Source organism: Actinacidiphila alni (assembly GCF_900112845.1).
Classification (GTDB): domain Bacteria; phylum Actinomycetota; class Actinomycetes; order Streptomycetales; family Streptomycetaceae; genus Actinacidiphila; species Actinacidiphila alni.
Genome location: NZ_FONG01000008.1, coordinates 141,116 through 163,853 on the forward strand (window position 1 = coordinate 141,116; position 22,738 = coordinate 163,853).

The 22,738-nt window shown below is 71.9% G+C and carries 18 protein-coding genes; 4 read left to right on the plus strand and 14 right to left on the minus strand.

The genetic code is table 11. From position 1 onward, the window contains the following. Positions 1-125 precede the first annotated feature (125 nt). The 8 genes from BM076_RS15450 to rsmI form a co-directional block, all read right to left on the minus strand. A complete protein-coding gene (locus tag BM076_RS15450; protein WP_093714112.1) occupies positions 126-875 on the minus strand; it encodes a helix-turn-helix transcriptional regulator in 750 nt (249 codons plus the stop codon). Between the two features lie 199 nt (positions 876-1,074). Next, a complete protein-coding gene (locus tag BM076_RS15455) occupies positions 1,075-2,775 on the minus strand; it encodes an outer membrane protein assembly factor BamB family protein (protein WP_093714113.1) in 1,701 nt (566 codons plus the stop codon). A gap of 168 nt (positions 2,776-2,943) precedes the next feature. After that, positions 2,944-4,734, minus strand: a complete 1,791-nt coding sequence (locus tag BM076_RS15460) for an ABC-F family ATP-binding cassette domain-containing protein (protein ID WP_093714114.1) — start codon at positions 4,732-4,734, stop codon at positions 2,944-2,946. A 108-nt stretch (positions 4,735-4,842) separates the two neighbouring features. Then, entirely contained in the window at positions 4,843-5,784 is a 942-nt protein-coding gene (locus BM076_RS15465; protein ID WP_093714115.1) for a 4-(cytidine 5'-diphospho)-2-C-methyl-D-erythritol kinase, read from the minus strand. Positions 5,785-5,922: 138 nt separating this feature from the next. Next, positions 5,923-6,786, minus strand: a complete 864-nt coding sequence (gene rsmA, locus BM076_RS15470; protein WP_093714116.1) for a 16S rRNA (adenine(1518)-N(6)/adenine(1519)-N(6))-dimethyltransferase RsmA — start codon at positions 6,784-6,786, stop codon at positions 5,923-5,925. A gap of 116 nt (positions 6,787-6,902) precedes the next feature. Next, entirely contained in the window at positions 6,903-7,775 is an 873-nt protein-coding gene (locus tag BM076_RS15475) for a TatD family hydrolase (protein WP_093714117.1), read from the minus strand. A 41-nt stretch (positions 7,776-7,816) separates the two neighbouring features. Further along, positions 7,817-8,290, minus strand: coding sequence for a hypothetical protein (locus BM076_RS37505; RefSeq protein WP_407640658.1), 474 nt, complete (start codon positions 8,288-8,290; stop codon positions 7,817-7,819). A 213-nt stretch (positions 8,291-8,503) separates the two neighbouring features. Next, positions 8,504-9,376 carry a 16S rRNA (cytidine(1402)-2'-O)-methyltransferase gene (gene rsmI / locus BM076_RS15485; protein ID WP_177246456.1) on the minus strand — a complete coding sequence of 291 codons (873 nt, stop codon included), beginning with the start codon at positions 9,374-9,376 and terminating at the stop codon, positions 8,504-8,506. Between the two features lie 172 nt (positions 9,377-9,548). Here rsmI and BM076_RS15490 point away from each other — a divergent pair, with 172 nt between their 5' ends. Beyond that, positions 9,549-11,273 carry a dolichyl-phosphate-mannose--protein mannosyltransferase gene (locus tag BM076_RS15490; protein ID WP_407640659.1) on the plus strand — a complete coding sequence of 575 codons (1,725 nt, stop codon included), beginning with the start codon at positions 9,549-9,551 and terminating at the stop codon, positions 11,271-11,273. A gap of 18 nt (positions 11,274-11,291) precedes the next feature. Here the strand turns inward: BM076_RS15490 and BM076_RS15495 are convergent, their stop codons facing one another. Next, positions 11,292-12,686, minus strand: a complete 1,395-nt coding sequence (locus tag BM076_RS15495; protein ID WP_093714119.1) for an FAD-dependent monooxygenase — start codon at positions 12,684-12,686, stop codon at positions 11,292-11,294. A gap of 74 nt (positions 12,687-12,760) precedes the next feature. Between BM076_RS15495 and BM076_RS15500 the strand changes: the two genes are divergently transcribed. Beyond that, positions 12,761-13,411, plus strand: a complete 651-nt coding sequence (locus BM076_RS15500) for a TetR/AcrR family transcriptional regulator C-terminal domain-containing protein (protein ID WP_093714120.1) — start codon at positions 12,761-12,763, stop codon at positions 13,409-13,411. A 4-nt stretch (positions 13,412-13,415) separates the two neighbouring features. On the opposite strand, the gene BM076_RS15505 is transcribed toward BM076_RS15500, so the two are convergent. Further along, positions 13,416-13,703, minus strand: coding sequence for a hypothetical protein (locus BM076_RS15505; protein WP_093714121.1), 288 nt, complete (start codon positions 13,701-13,703; stop codon positions 13,416-13,418). 240 nt (positions 13,704-13,943) lie between these two features. Here BM076_RS15505 and BM076_RS15510 point away from each other — a divergent pair, with 240 nt between their 5' ends. After that, complete coding sequence (locus BM076_RS15510; RefSeq protein WP_093714122.1) at positions 13,944-15,578, plus strand: penicillin-binding transpeptidase domain-containing protein; 1,635 nt, start codon at positions 13,944-13,946, stop codon at positions 15,576-15,578. A 31-nt stretch (positions 15,579-15,609) separates the two neighbouring features. Then, positions 15,610-16,455 carry a DMT family transporter gene (locus BM076_RS15515; protein ID WP_093714123.1) on the plus strand — a complete coding sequence of 282 codons (846 nt, stop codon included), beginning with the start codon at positions 15,610-15,612 and terminating at the stop codon, positions 16,453-16,455. A gap of 64 nt (positions 16,456-16,519) precedes the next feature. On the opposite strand, the gene BM076_RS15520 is transcribed toward BM076_RS15515, so the two are convergent. From BM076_RS15520 to BM076_RS15535, 4 genes are all read right to left on the minus strand, one after another. Further along, positions 16,520-17,287 carry an SDR family NAD(P)-dependent oxidoreductase gene (locus BM076_RS15520; protein WP_093714305.1) on the minus strand — a complete coding sequence of 256 codons (768 nt, stop codon included), beginning with the start codon at positions 17,285-17,287 and terminating at the stop codon, positions 16,520-16,522. Positions 17,288-17,377: 90 nt separating this feature from the next. Beyond that, complete coding sequence (locus BM076_RS15525) at positions 17,378-18,556, minus strand: serine hydrolase domain-containing protein (RefSeq protein WP_407640663.1); 1,179 nt, start codon at positions 18,554-18,556, stop codon at positions 17,378-17,380. Positions 18,557-18,846: 290 nt separating this feature from the next. Further along, positions 18,847-20,619, minus strand: a complete 1,773-nt coding sequence (locus BM076_RS15530) for a glycoside hydrolase family 6 protein (RefSeq protein ID WP_322935509.1) — start codon at positions 20,617-20,619, stop codon at positions 18,847-18,849. 308 nt (positions 20,620-20,927) lie between these two features. After that, positions 20,928-22,619: an FAD-binding dehydrogenase gene (locus BM076_RS15535; RefSeq protein ID WP_093714125.1), complete on the minus strand. Its 1,692-nt coding sequence runs from the start codon at positions 22,617-22,619 to the stop codon at positions 20,928-20,930. Between the last annotated feature and the right edge of the window lie 119 nt (positions 22,620-22,738).

Below are 22,738 nucleotides of genomic sequence, written 5' to 3' on the forward strand. Positions count from 1 at the left end.
GTAAGTGTCCGCGCGTGCGAGAGCGGGGCGGCTCCTCCTTTCGGGAGGAACCGCCCCGCGGGCGTGCAAAGGGGTCTCGGGCCGGTGCGCGGCCCTGGGCGCGCGGCCTTGGGCGCGCGGCCCGCTCAGCCGGTCGCGCCGGGCTCGGCCCCGGCCGGGGGTTCGGCCGAAGCCGGGGGCGTACGGTCCGCCGAGGCCGCGTGCTCCGCCGATGCGGCCGCCTGGTCCAGCAGGCCGGTACGGGCGGCCAGCGCGGCCGCCTCCAGCCGGGAGCCGACCCCCAGCTTCATCAGGACCCGCTGCACATGGGTGCGCGCGGTGCTCGGCGCGATCCGCATGCCCGCCGCGATCTGCCGGGTGTCCTCGCCCTCCGCGACCCGCACCAGCACCTCGATCTCGCGCGGCGTCAACATCTCCAGCAGCCGCGCGCCCTCGTCGTCCGGCTGCCGCGCCGGATTGAGCAGTTCCGCGAACGCGCCCTGGAGCAGCGACTGCGCGATCGCGACCTCACCGGCCCGCGCCTTGGCCATCGCGCGCTCCACGCCCTCGATGCGCTCGTCGTGCCGTACGTAGCCGGAGGCGCCCGCCGCGAAGGCCGCCGCGATGCCCCGCGGGTCGGGGACCGGGCCGAGCACCACCACGGCGACCGCGGGCCGCTCCCGTTTGATCCTGGCCACCGCGTCGAAGGCGCCCGGCTCGGCGGGGGCGGCCGTACCGAACAGGCACACCTCGGGCGACCGGCTCAGCACCAGATCCGCGGCGCCCGCCGACGGCGCCGCCGCGGCCAGCACCCGGTGCCCGCGCAGCTTCAGGGCCGAGGCCAGCGCCTCGGCGAGCAGGCGGTGGTCGTCGACCACGACGAGCCGTACGCCCATGTGGCTGTCCCCCCATCCCCCGGGGGCACCAGGCCACTGCCGGCCCCCCGCCCCTTCGCACACCGCCTAGGCGGCGAAGCTACACGGTTCCTTCACCCGACGCGCCCCCTATCGAACAGAACGTTCCGGCGAATCCGGAATTACCGTCGGTAGGGGGCACGGACCCATGCGCAGATGGGCTGATCCGTTCTTCGGGCGATCAGCCGAACGCCACCAGATACGTCTGGTCGGACGAGGACGCGTACACCGTCCGCGACGCGATGTAGAAATGACCGTCGTACCAGACCGGATAACTGCGGGTCGCCGACGAGTCGAGCTTCTCCGAGGACGCGGAATCGAACTGCGCGTAGGTGGAGATCGCCCCGCTCGCCGGGTCGAGCGTGACAAGACGCCCCTGCACGTCGTAGTCGGCGGGCTCGTACGCGAGGAGTTTGCCGTCCTGCAACGCGAGACCGGTGATGTCGTGCTTGCTGTCGGGCTTGGCGATCCACTTCTGCTTGCCGTCGCTGAGATTGAAGGCGACGATTCCGCTGAGCACCTGGCCATTGCTGTCGTGCTTGCTCTGCAGCGACAGATAGAGCGTGTCACTGCTGACGATCACATTGTGCACGGCCTGCTGTTCGGTGCCGTCCGTACTGATGTCGTACTTGTCGGTGCCCAGCGACACCCGCGACTGGAGACGGCCGTCGACGATGGTCGCCACGTCCGTGTGCGTCGCACCCTCGGTGCCGAGCAGCACCACCACCGGGTCGGTGGAGACGATGCCGGAGATCTTGGTGCCGACCGGGGCCTGCCACGACCATTTGGCGGCGCCGTTGTTGTCCGGGTCGATCACCTGGACCTTGTACGTCTTGTAGTCGCAGTTGACGACCGCGACGAATTGCTTGCCGCCGGCGTAACCGTCGTCCTCGCAATTGCCGTTGCCGGAGCGCCACAGCACCTTCTGGGTGCTCATCCTGTAGCCGATCGAACCGTCCAGCCAGTCCACGCCGACGGTGTCGCCGCTGACGGCCATCTCGCTGTAGTCGAAGTCCGGCTTGCTGTCGGTGCCGACGGGGAGTTTCGCCGTCCACAGCGCCTTGCCGGCCGCGAGGTCGATCACCATGATCTGCTCGCAGTTCGCACCGAACTGAATGGCCGTCAAATTGTTGCTGTTCGAGTCGCGCGCGGCCGTGCAGTCGCCGCTGGACGGCGCGGGCACCGTCCACGCCACCGCGCCGGTCGTCTGGTCATAGGCGACGACCTTGTTGATCTCGTTCTTCACCACGTACTTGTCGGTGAACCAGACGCCGACGACGTACTTCAGATTGTCCTTCGCGGCCACCGGGTCGGCGGGCTTGTCCCACTTGAAGGCGAGCGTCGAACCGTGCGGCTTCCCGGTCGTCTTCCCGCCCGTGGTGCCACCGGACTTGCCGCCCGACTTACCGCCGGACCGGCCGCCGGAATCGGCCTGCGGCTTGGAGTCGCCGTCACCCTTGGTGGCGAAGTACACGCCGCCGCCGATCACCAGCACCGCGGCGACGACCGCCGCGATGATGATCATCATCTTGTTGTTCGACCGCCCGCCGCCGGGCCCGCCGGGACCCGCGGGGCTCATGCCGTACGGCGGGGGCGTCTGCGCCGGCGGATAGCCGTACGGCGCCTGCTGGGGCGGCACCTGGCCCGGCGGCGGGGGCGGGGTCTGGCCGGGCTGCGGGTAGCCGTACTGCGGCGGGGGCGGCGGCGTCTGCGGGAACGCCGGCTGGGTGGGCGCCTGCGCGTACGGGTTCTGCCCGGGGGGCACCGGCTGCGCGTACGGGTTCTCGCCGCTGGGGACCGGGCCCGCCTGGCCCGGGTAGCCGTAACCACCGCCGGAGGGCGGGGGCGGATTTCCGGGCGGCGGCGGGGGCGGCTGAGACATCAACGGTCCTTCTGGCATGAGCGGATCAGGGACGGACGAACGGGAATTCTTTCTATCACCCGTCCCAAGGCGCCTTTCCTGCCGCGCCACGACCGTTACCGGGCCGCTACACGATCCGCCCGTGACCTGTGCGGCTCACGCCGTCCGTGCCGCCGTCCGCAGGATGCTTTACGCGTCCTCGGCCAGCTCCAGCCAGCGCATCTCCAGCTCCTCGCGCTCCTCGCGCAGGGTGCGCAGCTCCGCGTCGAGGGAGGCGACCTTCGCGAAGTCGGTGGCATTGTCGGCGATTCCCGCGTGCAGCTTCGCCTCGCGCTCGCCGAGCTTGTCCAGTTGCCGCTCGATGCGCTGGAGTTCCTTTTTCGCCGCCCTGGTGTCGCCCGCGGGCTTGTCCTTGACGGGCGCGGGCGCCGGGGCGGCGGCCTCGGCGGCGGCGTGCCGGCGCTCCAGGTACTCGTCCACGCCGCGCGGCAGCATCCGCAGGGTCGAGTCGCCGAGCAGCGCGAACACCCGGTCGGTGGTGCGCTCCAGGAAGTACCGGTCGTGGCTGATCACCAGCATCGAGCCGGGCCAGCCGTCGAGCAGGTCCTCCAGCTGGGTGAGCGTCTCGATGTCGAGGTCATTGGTGGGCTCGTCCAGGAACAGCACATTCGGCTCGTCCATCAGCAGCCGCAGGATCTGGAGCCGGCGGCGCTCACCGCCGGACAGGTCGCCGACCGGCGTCCACTGCTTCTCCTTGGTGAAGCCGAACTTCTCGCAGAGCTGGCCCGCGGTCATCTCCCGGCCCTTGCCGAGGTCGACGCGCTGCCGCACCGACTCCACCGCTTGCAGCACCCGCCAGTTCGGGTCCAGCTCGGCGACCTCCTGGGAGAGGTAGGCGAGCTTCACCGTCCTGCCGACCACCACCTTGCCGCCCGCCGGCTGCTTGTCGCCGCCGGTCGCCGCGGCCTCGGCGAGCGCCCGCAGGAGTGAGGTCTTGCCCGAGCCGTTGACGCCGACCAGGCCGACCCGGTCGCCGGGGCCGAGCTGCCAGGTCACATGCTTGAGCAGCACCTTGGGGCCCGCCTGGACTGTGACATCCTCCAACTCGAAGACGGTCTTGCCGAGCCGGGAGTTGGCGAATTTCATCAGCTCCGCGGTGTCCCGCGGCGGCGGCACATCGGCGATCAGCTCGTTGGCCGCCTCGATCCGGAAGCGCGGCTTGGAGGTGCGGGCCGGGGCGCCGCGGCGCAGCCAGGCCAGCTCCTTGCGCATCAGGTTCTGCCGCTTGGCCTCCTCGGTGGCCGCGATCCGCTCCCGCTCGGCGCGCGCGAACACGTAGTCGCTGTAGCCGCCCTCGTACTCGTACACCGCGCCGCGCTGCACGTCCCACATGCGGGTGCACACCTGGTCCAGGAACCAGCGGTCGTGGGTGACGCAGACCAGGGCGGAGCGGCGGGCGCCGAGGTGCCCGGCCAGCCAGGCGATGCCCTCGACGTCCAGGTGGTTGGTCGGCTCGTCGAGCACCAGCAGGTCCTGCTCGGCGATGAGCAGCTTCGCCAGCGCGATACGGCGCCGCTCGCCGCCGGACAGCGGGCCGATCACCGTGTCCAGGCCGAGCGGGAAACCGGGCAGGTCCAGGCCGCCGAACAGGCCGGTCAGTACGTCGCGGATCTTCGCGTCGCCCGCCCACTCGTGGTCGGCTCGGTCACCGATCACCTCGTGGCGCACGGTCGCGGCCGGGTCGAGGCTGTCGCCCTGCGTCAACACACCGAGCCGCAACCCACCCTGGTGGGTGACCCGGCCGCTGTCCGGCTCCTCCAGCTTGGCCAGCAGCCGGATGAGGGTGGTCTTGCCGTCGCCGTTGCGGCCCACGACACCGGTGCGGTCGCCCTCGGAGACGCCGAGGGACACGGCGTCGAGCAGCGTTCGCGTGCCGTATGTCTTGCCGACGGCTTCGACGTTGACCAGGTTGACGGCCACTCTCGTACGCTCCAGGGGTTCGCTCGGGTGCTGCTGCGGTGTGACTGCGGTGGTGCTTCAGGGTGATTTCAGCGTAGTGCGGTCGGCCGCGGGTTCGAGTCCCGTCACTCAGGCCGTGCGGACCACGGTGGCCCCTGGCGCCGGGGAGGCGGCCGGGCGGGCGCCGCGGCAGGTGCCGGACGCGGCCAGGGTGACGGCGATCTTGGCGGCGGTGTCGGCGTCCGGCGCCAGGAAGGCGCAGGTCGGCCCGGAGCCGGAGACCAGCGCGGCCAGCGCGCCCGCGTCCGTACCCGTTGCCAGGGTGCCGGCCAGCGCCGGCCGCAGCGACAGGGCGGCGGCCTGGAGGTCGTTGACCAGGACGGCGGCCAGCGCGTACGGGTCGCCGGTGCGCAGCGCGTCGAGCAGCGCGGGGTCGGCGGCGGGGGCGGGCACGTCGGCGACGGTGTCGCCGCCGCCGGACTCCTGGCGCAGCCGGTCGCACTCGCGGTAGACGGCCGGGGTGGACAGGCCGCCGTCGGCGACGGCGAAGACCCAGTGGAAGGGGCCCGCCACCTCCAGCGGCGTCAGGATCTCGCCCCGCCCCTCCCCCAGCGCCGCCCCGCCGACCAGGCTGAACGGCACGTCGCTGCCCAGTTCCGCGCAGATTGCCAGCAGCTGCTCGCGCGGGGTGTCCAGGCCCCACAGGGCGTCGCAGGCGAGCAGCGCCGCCGCGGCGTCCGCGCTGCCGCCCGCCATGCCGCCCGCCACAGGGATGTCCTTGACGATGTGCAATCGCACATCCGGAGCGACGCCATGGTGCGCGGCGAGCGCGAGCGCGGCTTTCGCCGCCAGGTTGGTGGTGTCCAACGGGATGCTGCCGACGTCCGGGCCCGACGCGGTGATGACGGGCCCTTCACCCGCCGCACCGGCCGTCGCGGTCACCTCGTCGTACAGACCGACCGCCAGAAAGACATTCGCCAGGTCGTGGAAGCCGTCGGGGCGGCGACCGCCGACCGCGAGCTGGACGTTGACCTTTGCGGGCACGCGGACGGTGACGGGTGCGGCGGTCACTGCTGGCTCCCTTGCGGAGGGTGAAGGTGAGGGTGAGGGCGGATCGAGGGCTGGGGTGACGGTAGCGGTGGGGGTGACGTGCGGGGACCGAAGGTGACGCTCGTGGTTGACGACTGACGTGATGTGAGCGGCCGGCGGTCAGGCCACCGGCTTGTGCTCGGCGATGGCGGCGAATTCCTCCACCGTCAGCTCCTCGCCCCTGGCCCGCGGCGACACCCCGGCGGCCACCAGAGCCGCCTCGGCCGCCTGCGCCGAGCCCGCCCAGCCGGCCAGCGCCGCACGCAGCGTCTTGCGGCGCTGCGCGAAGGCCGCGTCGACCGCCGCGAACACCTCGTCGCGACGCGCGGTCGTCGTCGGCGGGTCGCGCCGGGTCAGCGCGACCAGCCCGGAGTCGACATTGGGCGCGGGCCAGAACACATTGCGCCCGATGGAACCGGCGCGCTTGACCTCCGCGTACCAGTTCGCCTTCACCGACGGCACCCCGTACACCTTGTTGCCGGGCCGGGCGGCGAGCCGGTCGGCCACCTCGGCCTGCACCATCACCAGGGTGCGTTCGATGCTCGGGAAGGTCGCGAGCATGTGCAGCAGCACGGGGACCGCCACGTTGTACGGCAGATTCGCCACCAGGGCGGTGGGCGGCGGACCCGGCAGCTCGGTGACCCGCATCGCGTCGCTGTGCACGAGGGCGAAACGATCCGTCCGCTCCGGCATCCGCGCCGCCACCGTCGCCGGCAGCGCCGCCGCCAGGACGTCGTCGATCTCGACGGCGGTGACCCGCTCCGCGGCCTCCAGCAGCGCCAGGGTGAGCGACCCGAGCCCGGGGCCGACCTCGACGACGGTGTCCTCGGGGCGCACCTGCGCGGTCCTGACGATCCGCCGCACCGTGTTCGCGTCGATGACGAAATTCTGGCCGCGCTGCTTGGTGGGGCGCACCCCCAGCGCGGCGGCCAGCTCACGGATGTCGGCCGGTCCGAGCAGGGTGTCGGGATCTGTCGTACTCACACCCGCAAGGGTACGGGCCCGCCATCGCGCCGACCGCCGCCCGCGGACCGGCCAGGAAGGCACGCCCCGGGGAGCGCGCCCGGGCCCGTACCGCGTCGGCTCGGACCCGTATCGCGTCAGTAGGCGAAGGCGCTGGCCGTATTGGCGGCGATCGCCGTCGCGAGGGTGTCCTCGTCGATGCCGCGGGCCGCCGCCATCGCGCGCAGGGTGACCGGGATGAGATACGGCGCGTTCGGCCGGCCGCGGTAGGGCACCGGGGTGAGGAACGGGGCGTCGGTCTCGACCAGGAGGCGGTCGAGCGGGGCGACGGCCACCGCGTCGCGCAGATTCTGCGCCGACTTGTAGCTGACCGTGCCGGCGAAGGAGAGGTAGTAGCCGCGCTCGGCGCAGACCTTCGCCATCGCGGCGTCGCCGGAGTAGCAGTGGAAGACGACCGTGTCCGGCGCGCCCTCCTCCTCCAGGATGCGCAGTACGTCGTCGTGCGCCTCTCGGTCGTGGATGACCAGCGCCTTGCCGTGCCGCTTGGCAATGTCGATATGGCGACGGAACGAGTGCTGCTGGGCGGCGACACCGTCCGGTCCGGTGCGGAAGTAGTCCAGGCCGGTCTCGCCGACGCCGCGCACCTGGGGAAGGGCGGCCAGCGCGTCGATCTCGTCGATCTCTTGGTCGAGGCCCGCCGTGCCGCGTGCCTCCAGCGCGCCCCCGTACGAGCCCTCAGGGGCGCCGTGGACGATGCGCGGCGCCTCGTTGGGGTGCAGGGCTACGGTGGCCCAGATCGCGTCGTGGGCGGCGGCCGTACGCGCCGCCCAGCGGGAACCCGCGAGATCGCACCCCACCTGGATGAGGGTGTCGACCCCGACCGCGGCAGCCTGGGCGAGGGCCTGGGGAACGCTGCCCTGCTGCATGTCGAGATGGGTGTGCGAGTCGGCGACCGCGACCCGCAGCGGCTCGGGCGCCGGCGGGGCGGTCTTCTTGTCCTTGTCGGGCATGGCCCGATCCTAAGGACGTCGGGCGGTGACCTTGTGAGCGGTCACCTCTCGGGCGGCAGCTCCTCCTGGTGCTTGCGGTGCAGGAAGTGCAGGACGGACCAGTGGTGCTCACCGTTCCCGCCCTGACCGTCCCGGCCGGCCCGGCCGCCCTGCTCGGCCCGTTCGCTCCGGGGCCGGGGCCGTACGGAGGAGGCGATGTCGGAGACCTGCCCCGAGCGCATGATGCGCACATGCTCGCCGCCGCAGTTCAGGCAGGACGGGCGGGTGAGCGGCGACGGCACCCGGGCGCCGTCCGCGAGGTAGGTGACGAAGGGGCGGCCGGAGGCGTCCACATGGTGCTCGATCTCGTACGCCTGCTCCCAGCCGTGGCCGCAGTTCAGGCAGGCGAAGGCGTACGCCTCCATGGCGTTGTCCGGCGACGATGCGGCGCGGCCACCGGCCACGGGCTGGTCGGTACGGGGCTGATCGGTAGAGGGCCGGCCGGGATGGTGGTCGCTTCCGATGGTCTCGCGCATGGCAGCTCCTGCGTGCCCCCCGGGCAACGCACCCGGAGCGGGACTTTCCACCTACCAGCGAACGCCCCTTTTCGCGGTCCCGCAGGAGGAGTATCCGACTCTTGAGCCAGATTTGGGCAGTATGTGGAAATTGGCGGTCATTGCTTTGCCATCCATACGGTTTAGGCGGATACGTAGCCAGACCGGCGTTTTACCCTCCGTCACCGGCCCGCCTCACGCGCCCGGCAGCCCACCCGTACGTTTCGCGGCGACCACCGCGTCGAAGACCTCCCGCTTGGGCAGGCCCGCCTCGGCGGCGACCGCCGCGATCGCCTCCTTGCGCCGCTCACCGGCCTCCTCCCTGGCCACCACCCGGCGCACCAGCTCCGCCGGGTCCAGGTCGGCGGGCCCCGGCTCAGGCGCGCCCTCGACCACGACGGTGATCTCCCCGCGCACCCCGTCGGCCGCCCACAGCGCCAGCTCCTTCAGCGGCCCGCGCTTGACCTCCTCGTACGTCTTGGTCAGCTCCCGGCAGACCGCCGCCCGCCGCTCCGCCCCGAACGCCTCGGCCATCGCCGCCAGGGTGTCGTCGATCCGGTGCGGCGCCTCGAAATACACCAGGGTGCGCCGGTCGGCCGCGACCTCCCGCAGCCGGGACAGCCGCTCGCCCGCCTTGCGCGGCAGGAACCCCTCGAAGCAGAAACGGTCCACCGGCAGCCCGGAGACCGCCAGCGCCGTCAGCACCGCGGAAGGACCCGGCACCGCCGTCACCTTGATGTCCCGCTCGACGGCCGCCGCCACCAGCCGGTAGCCGGGGTCCGACACCGACGGCATCCCGGCGTCGGTCACCAGCACCACCCGCGCGCCGCCCTCCAGCGCCTCGACCAGCTCCGGGGTGCGCCCGCTCTCGTTGCCCTCGAAGTACGAGACGACGCGCGCGGACGGGTGCACGTCCAGCGCCTGCGTCAGGCGGCGGAAGCGGCGCGTGTCCTCGGCGGCGATCACATCGGCGGCGAGGAGTTCCGCGGTCAGGCGGGGCGGGGCGTCGGCGGGGTCGCCGATGGGGGTTCCGGCCAGGACGAGCACACCGGCGGCTGAGATGGTCACCCCCCAAGCCTCCCACCTGTCCGCCCGTCGTCCGACCCGCCGCCGGACCCGCCGCTCCCCCGGGCCGCCGGCCCCCGTTCCGGTGCCCCGTCCCACGCCCGGTATACGGACAAACCCGGGCGGTGGGGCCGGACCTCATCGCTTTCTCAGGGGGTTTCCCTACGATGGCCCGGTGACAAGTGAGACCGCGACGCAGGACCGGGCCGACGAGGGCCTTCGGGTGGAGGCGGAGTCGAGCGCGTGGGCGCGGCGGCTGCGGCGGTTCGGCTATGCGGAACGGGCTCGTACCGACACCCGCGACCGCCTCGTCCCGCCGTTCCCCGAGCCGGGAACGCGCATGTGGGAGTCGCTGGGCCTCGGCCCGGTGGCCGCGCACCGGCTGGCGAAGTGGGGCGGCTGGATCGGCCCACTGCTGGTCGCCGTCTTCGCCGGCGCGATCCGTTTCTGGCACCTCGGCAATCCGCGCGACGTCGTCTTCGACGAGACGTACTACGCCAAGGACGCCTGGTCGCTGCTGAAGTTCGGCTACGAGGGCACCTGGCCCGACGGCAAGATCTCGAACCCGCAGATCCTCGCCCACCCCCAGGTGATCCCGCTCTCCGACGCGCCCGGCTATGTCGTGCACCCGCCGATGGGCAAGTGGGTGATCGCGGTCGGCGAGTGGATGTTCGGCCTCAACCCGTTCGGCTGGCGCTTCATGATGGCGCTGATCGGCACCCTGTCGGTGCTGATGCTGTGCCGGATCGGGCGGCGGCTGTTCCGCTCCACCGCGCTCGGCTGCGTGGCGGGCACGCTGCTCGCCGTCGACGGCCTGCACTTCGTGATGAGCCGGATCGCCCTGCTCGACCTCGTCATCTCCTTCTTCGCGCTCGCCGCGTTCGGCTGTCTGCTGATCGACCGCGACTGGTCGCGGGCCCGTCTGGCGCGCGCCCTGCCCGTCGACGAGAACGGCTTCGCCCGGCCCGATCAGCACACCGGCGACCGGGTCGGCATGGGCTGGCGGCCGTGGCGGATCGCCGCCGCCGTCTGCCTGGGCCTGGCCTGCGCGAGCAAGTGGAACGGCCTGTACTTCCTCGCCGTCTTCGGCGTGATGACCGTGGTCTGGGACGTCGGCTCGCGCCGCCTGGCCGGCGCCCGCCGCCCGTATCTGGCGGTGCTGCGCAAGGACCTGGGCTGGGCCGCGCTGACGATCCTGCCGGTCGCCCTGGTGACGTATCTGCTCTCCTGGACCGGCTGGTTCCTGTCCGACAACGCCTACGGCCGGCACTGGGCCGACGGCCGCGGCGGCACCTGGTCGTGGATCCCGGCGCCGATCCGCAGCCTGTGGCATTACGAGGTGCAGGTCTACGACTTCAACGTCAATCTGCAGACTCCGCACCCGTACCAGTCCAACCCCTGGAGCTGGCTGGTGCTCGGCCGGCCCGTCTCGTACTTCTTCCAGTCGCCGAAGAACGGCGAGGACGGCTGCCACACCGCCTCCGGCTGCTCCCGCGAGATCATCGCACTGGGCACCCCGCTGCTGTGGTGGTCGGCGTGTTTCGCGCTGATCTATCTGATCTACCGCTGGGCGATGCGCCGCGACTGGCGGGCGGGCGCCATCCTGTGCGCCGCCGGCGCCGGCTACCTCCCCTGGTTCCTCTACCAGGACCGTACGATCTTCTTCTTCTACGCCGTCGCCTTCGTCCCCTACCTGTGCCTGGCCGTCGCCATGATGGTCGGCGCCTTCCTCGGCCCACCCACGGCCAGTGAGGGCCGCCGCATGTGGGGCGCGGTCGGCGGCGGCACCCTTGTGCTGCTCATCATCTGGAATTTCATCTACTTCTTCCCGATCTACACAGGTATGACCATCCCCTACAGCGGCTGGCAGGCCAGGATGTGGTTCGACTCCTGGGTGTGACCGCCGGGCGCCGACTCGTCACGGGACACGGCGGATGTCCGTGGCGCCCACACGGGCCGCGTACGCGGTGACGCTCTCCTGGCTGTCACCCTCCGCCGAGTCGCCCGCCCAGCCGACGTAACCGTCGGGACGGATCAGGAGGACACCGGTGCCGTACGCGTCGGAGTCCTGGGCGGTCAGCAGCGTCCAGTGGGGGCCGCGCAGCGCGTCGAACAGGCGCAGGCCCCTGACGGTGACATCGGGGGCGCGGTCGCCCGCGCGGACCGGGCCGGGGGCGGGGCGGGTCTCCCACGTGAGGGAGGAGTCCGGGTAGCCGAGGCCGAGCTGTCCCGTGGCCCTGCCGCGCCGGATCTCGCCGCGGTGGACGCCGGTGGACAGGCCGAGCATGGCGGCGGCGACCGGGCGGCGCTCCTCCTCGTAGGTGTCGAGCAAGGCGGCGGGCACGGCGGCACCGAGCACCGCGCCGAGCTTCCAGCCCAGGTTGTACGCGTCCTGGACGCTGGTGTTGAGGCCCTGGCCGCCGGCCGGCGAGTGGACGTGGGCGGCGTCGCCCGCGAGGAAGACCCGGCCCGCGCGGAAACGATCCGCCAGGGCGGCGCGCGGGCGGAAGTCCGAGGCCCACCGCACCTCGGTGACATCCTCGGGGGCCAGGTGCGAGCGGACGGCGACGACCTTGCGCACACCGTCGAGCGACAGGTCCACCTCGGTGCCCTCGGGGAACTGCGCCACCACCTGGAAGTCCTGCGTGCCCGCCAACGGGCAGATCGCGAGGAACCCGTCGCCGTCGCGCGGCGGGAAAATGTGCCAGTTGTCGCGGTCGAGGCCGCTGATCCGCGCGTCGGCCACCAGGGTCGGATTCGGGTCCACGGTCTCGCCCGTCATACCGATGCCGAGCGCACGCCGTACCGTCGAGCGACCGCCGTCGGCGGCGACCACGTAGGCGGCACGTGTTCCCGCGCCGTCGGCGAAACGGACGTCCACGCCGTCCTCGTCCTGCGCGAGGCCGGTCACCTCGCGGCCGAAGGCGACCCGTCCGCCCAGCTCCTCCAGGCGCGCCCGCAAGATCTGCTGCGTGCGCCACTGCGGCACCATCCACGGCTGGCCGGTGCCGTCCTCCTCCGGGTCGAACATCCGGTGCTCGCCCGCGCGCCGCCCGTCCTGCCAGATCATCCCGACCGGGTACGGGCCGCCGGCGGCACGGATCGCGTCGAGGACGCCGAGGTCGTCGAAGACGTCGATGGTGCGCGGCTGAATTCCCTTGCCGCGCGAGCCGGGGAACAGCGTGTCGGCACGCTCGACGACGAGTGCGTCGACCCCGCGCCGGGCGAGGTCGATGCCGAGGGTCAGTCCGCTGGGGCCCGCGCCGACCACCAGTACGTCCACGTGCGCCGGTGCGTCCGTCCGTGCGGTCATCGATCCCACGCTCCTTAATGCCGTTAAATTGCCTCGGTCATGACCATCCCCTTAACGGCATTAAGCTGTCAAGCGTGACGACGAAGAAGCGCGAGCCGCTCGACCGCAGGCGCGTCGCGGACGCCGCCCTCGGCCTGCTGAACGAGGTGGGTCTCGACGGACTGACGCTGAGCGCCATCGGCCGCGAACTGGGCGTCAAGGCACCCGCCCTGTACTGGCACTTCAAGGACAAGCAGGCGCTGCTCGACGAGATGGCCACCCAGATGTACCGGCGGATGGTCGCCGACGTGGCGCTCGACCCCGCCGACAGCTGGCAGGACCGGCTGCGCAAGTCCAACCACGGCCTGCGCCAGGCGCTGCGCGGCTACCGCGACGGCGCCAAGGTCTTCAGCGGCTCACGCTTCACCGGCATGGATCACGCCGTACAGATGGAGGAGAATCTGCGGCTGCTCACGGCGGCCGGATTCACCCTGGGCCAGGCGGTACGCGCGTCGGCGACCACGTATCTGTACACGATCGGCTTCGTCACCGAGGAGCAGGGCGTGGAGCCGCGGCCCGACGAGCCGCGCGACGGCTTCGACCTCGCCGACCGCGCCCGCCGCATGGCCGACTTCCCGCTGTCCGCCGCCGCGGGCGCCGCCATCTTCGCCGACTACGAACGGCACTTCACCGACGGCCTTGAACTCGTGATCGCCGGCGTCACCGCCCGCTACGGCATCGACTGACCGCTCACCGGCCGTCCGCCGCGCCGAGTCCGGCGATCCGCGCGAGGAGGAAGTCGCGCTCGACGGCGTTCCCGGTACGGTACACGGCCCGCTCAAAGGCCGCCGCGGCCTCGGCGGGGCGGCCGAGGCGGCGCAGGAAGTCGGCGCGGGCGAGGTCGGCATACGGATACGCGGCCGGGCACGGCTCGGTCCCGGGCGCGTCGAGTGCGGCGAGACCGGTCCCGGGGCCACGGGCGAAGCCGATCGCGACGGCATGGCAGGCGGGCGGCGTCGTAATCGGCCTCGTTGTCATGAATGAGCAGCGGATACTGCGTCACGGTCGTCCGTCCTCACCTTCGGTGGGCGCCTCATTGTGCGCCCTTCACCCTTCCGACGAACGGCGGTGTCTCGAAATCGACAGGTTGAAGCGACATCCGATTCAGTACAAAGCCGTGCCCGGACCGAGACCTTCCCCTGTATGGGGGTCCCGTAGGGTGCTACAGCGCGCGTTCCCTGAACGCGTTCAAAGGGGAGGGGAGACGTACTCGTGCCCATGTCACGGGGTGTCAAGACCGGCATTATCGGCACGGTGTTCGCCGGCATGCTGGGGGTCGCCGGATTCGGCGCCTACAACATCTACACCGGTCTGGACAGCGGCGGCGGGGGCGGCGGTTCCTCGGCGAACGAGCAGTCTTCACCGACGAATTCGGCACCGCCCAGCGGCAAGGACGTCACCGACATCGCGTCCGATTTTCTGACCGCGTGGTCTTCGGGTGACATCACGCGCGCCGCCCAGCTCACCGACTCGCCGCGCACCAGCACCGGCGCGCTGACCGCGTACAAGACGCAGGCGCACGTGACGTCTGTGGAGTTCACGCCGTCCCCGCCGACCGAGACGGCCCCGACGGTCGTGCCGTTCACCGTCACCGCCCAGGTGTCGTACCAAGGCGTCGCGGTGCCGTGGAGCTACCGCTCGTCCCTCGCCGTGGTGCGCGGCATCGCGGGCAAGCCGGTCGTCCAGTGGAAGCAGTCGGTGCTCAACCCGCACCTCGGCGACGGCGACACCCTCGTCACCGGACAGGTGCCGGCGCCCGACCTGGAGATCGTCGACCGCAAGGGCCGCGTGATGGACCCGGCCGACTACCCGTCGCTGGTGCGGATCATCCCCGACCTGCGCAGCCGGTACGCCGACAAGGTCGGCGGCGGCACCCCGGGCACGGAGACGTACGTCGAGAAGGGCGACCAATCGGCCCCGCAGACTTTGAACGTGCTCAAGAAGGGCAAGCCCGCGCGGCTGGAGACCACCCTCGACGCCACGATCCAGAAGGCGGCGGAGAAGGCGGTGACCGGCAAGGACAAGTCCGGCGTCACGGCCGTGGACGTCAACACCGGCGGCATCCTGGCGGTCGCCTACAACCCGGCGTCCGGTTTCGACTACGCCCTGCGCGACAACGCGGCGCCCGGCTCGACGTTCAAGATCGTCACGTCCGCCGCGCTGCTCGAACACGGCATGACTCCGTCGTCCCCGGCGAAGTGCATCAACGGCGCCAACATCAACCAGGGCAAGCCGTACAAGAACGACGGCAACATGAACAATCCGAGCGCCAACCTGAAGTGGGACTTCGCCCAGTCCTGCAACACGGGCTTCATCCTCAAGGCGAACACCATCGGCACCTCGGGCCTGAAGAACGCCGCCGCGCAGTTCGGCCTCACCAAGGAGTGGAACATCGGCACGCCGACCCAGGACCCGAGCGTGCCGGGCGGCTCGGGCGACGAGTTCACCTCGGAGATGATCGGCCAGGGCCAGATCCAGGCGAGCCCGCTCATCATGGCGTCGGTCGCCGCGACCGCCCGGACAGGTGACTTCCACCAGCCCCGTATCGTCGCCAAGAGTCTGATCGAGGGACCCATCGCGACCGCGCCCGGCATCTCCCAGCAGACGTCGCAGTATTTGCGGCAGATGATGCGCTCGGCGATCACCAGCGGCACGGCCAGCGGTGTGATGAGCGGCTTCGGCCCGGATTCCGGCGCCAAGACCGGTTCCGCCGAGACCGACACCTCCGCAGAGCCCAACGGCTGGTTCACCGCTTACGACGGCAGTGTCGCCGCCGCGGCGGTCGTGCACAGCGGCGGCCACGGCAACCAGTCCGCGGGGCCGATCGTGGCGGCCGTGCTGCGCGCGTCCTGACGCCCGGTTCGGCACACGGACCGGCACCCGGATGACGCCCCTGGTCGTCGCGGTCGTCCTCACCGCCGCCGTCACGCACGCGGTGTGGAACGCCATCGCGCACGGCATCAAGGACCAGGTCCTCGCCTTCACCCTCGTGGGTGGCGGCGGGGCCCTGTGCGCCGCCGCCCTCGCGCCCTTCGCGGCGGTCCCGCACCGCGGCGCGTGGCCGTACCTGATCGCGTCGGTGGTCATCCATCTCGCGTATCAGTACCTGCTGATGATGTCGTTCCGGCTCGGCGAGTTCGGGCAGGTCTATCCGATCGCCCGCGGTGTCGCCCCGCTGGCCGTCACCGTCCTGGCGGCCGTCTTCGTCGCGGAACGGCCCGACGCCTGGCAGACCGCCGGTGTCCTCACCTCGTCCGCCGGCCTCGGCGGCGTTGCCCTGTGGGGCCTGCGCGGCAGGCGGCCCAACTGGCCCGCGCTGACGGCCGCCGCCGGTACGGGACTGACCATCGCCGGCTACACCGTCGTCGACGGCGTCGGCGTGCGCGCCTCCGGCAGTTCGCTCGGCTACATCGCCTGGCTGCTGCTGCTCCAGGGCCTGGTGATACCGGCGGTCGCCTTCGCCGCCCGCCGCCGGGCGCTGATCGCGCAGATCAGGCCCGTCGCCCTGCGCGGCCTGCTCGGCGGCGCCCTGTCCATCACCGCCTACGGCCTCGTCCTGTGGGCCCAGACCCGCGCGCCCCTCGCCCCGGTCGCCGCCCTCCGCGAGACCTCGATCATCGCGGGCGCCGCCATCGGCACCCTCTTCTTCAAGGAACACTTCGGCCGCCCCCGCACGATCGCCGCCGTCGTGGTGGTCGCCGGAATCGGCCTGATGCTGCACACGGGCTGACGCGCGCGCCCGGAACGTACGTCAGTACGTACTGACGTCACTACGGGCACGTCAACGCGACGCATCAGTCGGCGAATTCGGCGGCCAGCGCGTCCATGAAGCCCTGGTTGCCCGAGAGGATGCCGCCCTCCACGGGGAGGGTGACGCCGGTGATCCAGGAGGCGTCTCGGGAGGCGAGGAAGGTGACGGCGGCGGCGATGTCGGCGGGCTCGCCGACGCGGCCGAGCGGGTAGAGCCCGGCGGCCGTCTCCAGGGTGGACTCGCGGCCCGCCCAGGCGGGCGTACGGATGGTGCCGGGGGCGACGAGATTGACGCGGACACCGCTGCGGGCCGCGTGCATCGCCAGGGTGCGGGTCAGCGAGATCAGGCCCGCCTTGGCCGCGCTGTAGGAGTGGTTGCCGAAGTAGGACAGGCCGTTGACGGACCCGATGTTGACGATCGCGCCGCGCCGGTCGGGCGCCGCCGCCAGGTGCGGCAGCGCGGCCCGCGAGCAGCGCATCGCCCCCGTGAGGGTGACGTCGAGGTCGACGAGCCAGTTCTCGTCCGGTTCCTCGCTGAAGTCGTCGGAGTGATTGCTGCACGAATAGGCGTTGTTGACCAGTACGTCGAGGGTGCCGAAGGCGGCCACCGCGTGCGCGACGGCCGCGTCCACCGCCGTACGGTCGGCGACGTCGCAGGCGACGGCCTCCGCCCGGCCGCCGTCCGCCCGGATCGCCGCGGCGGTGCGCCGCGCGCCCTCCACGTCACGGTCGGCGAGCAGTACCGCGGCGCCCTCGGCCGCGAACCGCCGGGCCGTCGCCTCGCCGATGCCGCGCGCGCCGCCGGTCACCATCACCCCGTATGTGCCGAAGCGGCTCCCGAAACCTGATTCCTGCGGCGTTTCCGGCTGCGTCACCACGGCTCTCCCTCGCTCGGCGTCGGGTCAGCGTAGACACTCCCGTACCGCCCTGACCAGGGCCTGGGCGCGCGGATCGGCGGTGACGTTCTTCTGCATGCCGTTGGTGACGTAGCCGAAGCCGATGCCCGCCGCCGGGTCGGCGAAACCGAGGCAGCCGCCGCGCCCGGGGTGGCCGAAGGAGCCGGGGGCCAGCAGCGGGGAGGACGGGCCGTGCAGCATGTAGCCCAGGCCGAAACGGGTGTTGACCACCAGCACCCGGTCGGGTCCCTCGGACTCCACCGTGCGGGCGGCGGTGAGCGTGGCCGGTACGAAGAGCCGGGGTCCGTCGCTGAGTTCACCGGTCAGGGCGGCGTAGAAGCGGGCCAGCGAACGGGCGTCGGCGATGCCGTTGGAGGCGGGCAGCTCGCCCGCGCGGTAGGCGGGGTCGTTCTCGTCGGGCGCCGGGGAGATCGCCGCGAAGGCGCGGCGGGTGAGCGATTCCGGGTCGGCGTACGCGTCGTGCACCGCCTTCTTGGGGCGGGCCCGCAGCGTCCCGGAGGCGGCCGGCTCGGGGGTGGCGATGTCGGCGGTCGCGCCCACCCGGTGCGCCTGCGCCGCCGGCAGCCCCACCCACAGGTCCAGGCCCAGCGGCCGGGCGATCTCCTCGGCGACGAAGCGGCCGATGGTGCGGCCCGAGGCGCGCAGCACCAGTTCGGCGACCAGCCAGCTGAAGGTGTGCGCGTGATAACCGTGCGCCGCGCCCGGCGGGAACAGCGGAGTCTGCGCGGCCACCGCACGCGCCCCGGAAGCCCCGTCGAGCGCCTGCGCGACCGTCAGCGGGGTGTCGAGCGCGGGCACCCCGGCGCGGTGCGCCAGCACGTCGCGTACGGTCACCCGCTCCTTGCCGCGCGCCTTGAACTCCGTCCAGTACGCGCCCACGGGTGCGTCCAGGTCGAGCTGGCCGCGCTGGTGGAGCAGCAGCAGGCAGGCCGCGGCGACGCCCTTGGTGGCCGATCGGATGATCTGCACGGTGTCCTCGGCCCAGGGCGCGCCACCGGCGGGTGCGGCCGTACCGCCCCACAGGTCCACCACCTTGCGGCCGTGGTGGTAGAGCGCGACGGCCGCCCCGACGTCACCGCGCCGGGAGAAATTCTGCGCGAAGGCGGCGCGCACCGGCTCCCAGCCGTCCGCCACCGTGCCGTGGACGTCCGTGAACGCGTCCATGACGTCCATGCCTGCTGCCTCCGCCTGCCGCTCCACCGCGTCGAACCGTGCGCCATCCATGGTGCACGACGAAGATGCGGGTTCTGTAAACGGCCGATGTGACGGCCGCTGAACGGCCCGCGGCAGGGCGCGGGAAACGGCTCGGGGCGAGGCGCGGGGGGGCGCGAGGGGCGGGAACGGCCCCGGGCCCGCGCCGGGCCCGCGACACCGGCCGGGGGAAATCCGACCGGAGCGCGGACCCGTCGCGGGCCCGGTGGGGGGTCCGCTGCTCGCGGGCACCTGGGAGGTGCCTACGAGAGCGGCGGGTACGCGTTCTGCACGAGCTGGTGGAACTGGGCCGAGAACCACTGGCCCGCCAGCGGCGAGTCCGGCAGCGCACCGGTCGGGTTGTTGCCGTTGCGTGCGTTGCCGCCGTACGTCGGATCACACATCCGGTCGAAGCCCTTGCCCTCGTCGTTCGGGATCTGGGTGCTCGAACCGTCGGACTCACCCGGCGGCTTCACCCACACATAGGCGTCGATTCCGGAAGCGGGCGCCGCGGTGGGACGCTCGCCGAGCCCGGCACCGGACTGGTTGCACCAGTTGCCGGCGTGGATGCGGCGGTCGATACGGCCACCGTCGACGTAGGTGTCCACGCTGGTCGTCGCGCCGGGACCGGTGGGACGCGCCGAGCCGCCCCAGCCGTTGCGGGAGGTGTCGATCAGCATGCCGATGTTGGAGTTGAAGCCGTCCTGCACCAGCAGCGTGCGCAGCGCCTGCGCGTAGCTCTGCTCGTCGACGTATTGATTCCAGTCAACCCACTTCGACTGCCTTACTGTGGTGCCGTTCACGGTGTCCGTCACCTTGAAGTTCGGCTCCACTGTGGCGCTGTAGTTCGCCGTGTTGACGATGAAGCCCTGCACGTCGTTCACGGTGGCGCCACCGGTCTTGGCAGCCTTCAGGAACTCCTGCGCGGACGGCGCCAGGTTGCTGTCCCAGCCCAGCCAGGCGTGGTGACCGGCGTCGATGTAGTTGTACGTGTTGCCGATCGCGCCCAGCTTGGCGAGCGCGTAGCCGACACCGGCCTCGTAGTTGCCGTTCGCCTTCATCGTGGCGCAGGCGTCCGTCGAACCGGCCGTACCGCCCGCGTTCGTGACCAGGTTGGGGAGTGAGTCCGGCTCGATGATGTTGACGATCCGCAGACCCGCGTACTTCGGGTCGGACATGATCGCGGCGATCGGGTCGATGTACTCCGTCTTGTAGCGGCCGATCTCGGTCGCGCCCAGCTCGCCGTTGGAGGCGAGGGCGGCGCAGTCACGGCCCGGCAGGTCGTAGATGACCAGCTCGATCGTCAGCGGCTGCCCCGCCGCCTGCCGCACGGCCTCGTCCAGGTGGGCCTTGAGCCCCATGGCGCCGCCCGTGCCGTTGATCGCCGCGATGCGGTCCAGCCACACGGCGGTGGACTCGTTGGCGATCTTCTGTCCGCCGTCGGCCGCGGCCTTCGCGGACCAGTCCGGGTTCACGTACCCCTTGGCGCCCGCGTACGGGTTGTCCACCCGGGAGCCGGACGGCGGGTCGGTCGGCGGCGTCGTGGGAGGCGTCGTCGGCGGTGTGGTGGGGGGTGTGGTGGGGGGTGTGGTGGGCGGCGTCGTACCGGTGCCGGAACCGCACACCACGCCGTTCAGCGAGAAGGACGTCGGCTTGGCGTTGGTGCCGCTGTACGAGCCGTTGAAGCCGAAGGTCGCCGTGCCGCCGGTCGCCACCGCGCCGTTGTACGACAGGCTCGCCGCGGTCACGGCGGTACCCGTCTGGGTGACGGTGGCGTTCCAGCCCTGTGTGACCTTCTGATTGCCTGCGAAATTCCAGCCGAGCTGCCAACTGGTCAGTGCCGGTCCGGTGTTGGTGACGGTCACCTGCGCCGTGAAGCCGGAGTCCCACTGATTCACGCTGTAGTCGACCGAGCAGCCGGCCGTGGCCGCCGAGGCGGACGTCGTACTCATCGCGGCGACCACGCCGCCCGAGGCGACCATCATCAGGCCGGCCGCGAGCGCCGCGGTTCTGCGTCGGACTATGGGAACTGCCATGTGCGAACAACCTCCATTGGGGGGATGGACCCTCGAATCGGCTTCGAGCGGTCATGGGAGGTGGTGCGGTGATTCATGGACGGGTTACACGCTCTTAACGTGGGAGCGCTCCCATAGTGAGCAGGCGGTCCGCTCCTGTCAATGCTTGGCGCTGCGAAGGTGGGATCGGCGCGTGCCGGAGGTGCTTGTCAACACCTCCGGAACACAAGGACGTTGACCCCCCGTACGGACGGCCCCGGCGCGCGGGCCGCCCGTACGGCCGTGATGCCATGGGCCGTACGGCCGGGACGCCGTCGCCCGTACGGCCGTTACGCCGTCGCCGCCGCGGCGGCCCGCCCCGCCGCGCGCCCGGAGAAGATGCAGCCGCCCAGGAAGGTGCCCTCCAGCGACCGGTAGCCGTGCATGCCGCCGCCGCCGAAACCGGCCGCCTCACCGGCCGCGTACAGCCCGGGAAGCACCTCGCCGCGCCCGGCCGCACCGCCGTCGCCGGTGCCCTCGGAGCCGCCGCGCAGCACCCGCCCCTCCAGGTCGGTCTCCAGACCGCCGAGCGACTTGCGGGTGAGGATGTTGAGCCGCACCGCGATCAGCGGGCCCGCCTTGGGGTCGAGCAGCCGGTGCGGCGCGGCGGTGCGGATGAGTTTGTCGCCGATGTAGTTGCGCGCCCCGCGCATCGCCGTGACCTGAAGGTCCTTGGTGTAGGTGTTCGCGATCTCGCGGTCGCGCGCCTCGACCTCGCGGCGCACGACGGCCTCGTCGACCAGGCCCTCGCCCGTCACGGCGTTCATCCCCCGCACCAGGGCGCCGAGTTCCTTCTCCACGACGAAGTCCACGCCGTGCTGCTTGAACGCCTCGACCGGCCCCGGCGCGCCCGGCAGCACCCGCTTGAGCACATCGCGCACGCTCTTGCCGGTCAGGTCCGGATTCTGCTCGGAGCCCGAGAGTGCGAACTCCTTCTCGATGATCTTCTGCGTGAGGACGAACCACGTGTACTCGTAGCCCGTGCTCATGATGTGTTCGAGGGTGCCGAGCGTGTCGAAGCCGGGGAAGTACGGGACCGGCAGCCGCTTGCCCGTGGCGTCCAGCCACAGCGACGAGGGGCCGGGCAGGATCCGGATGCCGTGCCGGGCCCAGATCGGGTTCCAGTTCTCGATGCCCTCGGTGTAGTGCCACATCCGGTCACCGTTGATCAGCCGTCCGCCGGCCGCCTCCGCGATGCCGAGCATCAGGCCGTCCACATGGGCGGGAACGCCGGAGAGCAGCTTCTCCGGCGGGGTGCCGAGCCGCTTGGGCCACGCGGCGCGCACCAGGTCGTGATTGCCGCCGATGCCTCCGCTTGTGACGATCACGGCCTGCGCGCTCAACGTGAAGTCGCCCGCCGTCTCCCGCGAGCTGGCCTCGCCGCGCGCCACCGTACTGGGCACCAGCACCTCGCCGGTGACCCCGTCCACGGCGCCGTCGGTACGGGTCAGGCCGGTCACCCGGTGCCGGAAGCGCAGTTCGACCCGGCCGCGTGCGACCGCGTCCCGCACCCGCTGGGCGAACGGCGCGACGACGCCGGGGCCCGTCCCCCAGGTGATGTGGAAGCGGGGCACGGAATTGCCGGGGCCTGTGGCGAGGAAGCCGCCGCGCTCGGCCCAGCCGACGACGGGGAAGATCCGCACCCCGCGCTCGTGCAGCCAGGCGCGCTTCTCGCCCGCGGCGAAGTGCACGTACGCCTCGGCCCAGCGGCGCGGCCAGTAGTCCTCGGGCCGGTCGAAGCCGGCGGTGCCCAGCCAGTCCTGGAGCGCGAGCTCGGGCGAGTCCTTGATCCGCATCCGCCGCTGCTCGGGCGAGTCGACGAAGAACAGCCCGCCGAAGGACCAGAACGCCTGGCCCCCGAGCGACGCCTCGGGCTCCTGGTCGACCAGGATCACCTTGCGCCCGGCCTCGGCCAGCTCCGCCGTGGCCACCAGGCCGGCCAGCCCCGCGCCCACCACCACGACGTCCGCGTCCAGCGCCATCCGATCGCTCCTTACCCGCCAGTAGTCCGTGCCGTGACGAGCACGTTACGGCAGCGGCGGGCGCCCGGGCAGTGCTTCGGAGGTGCGCGGTACGGGCGGCGCGGCGGCCCGGCGCGGCT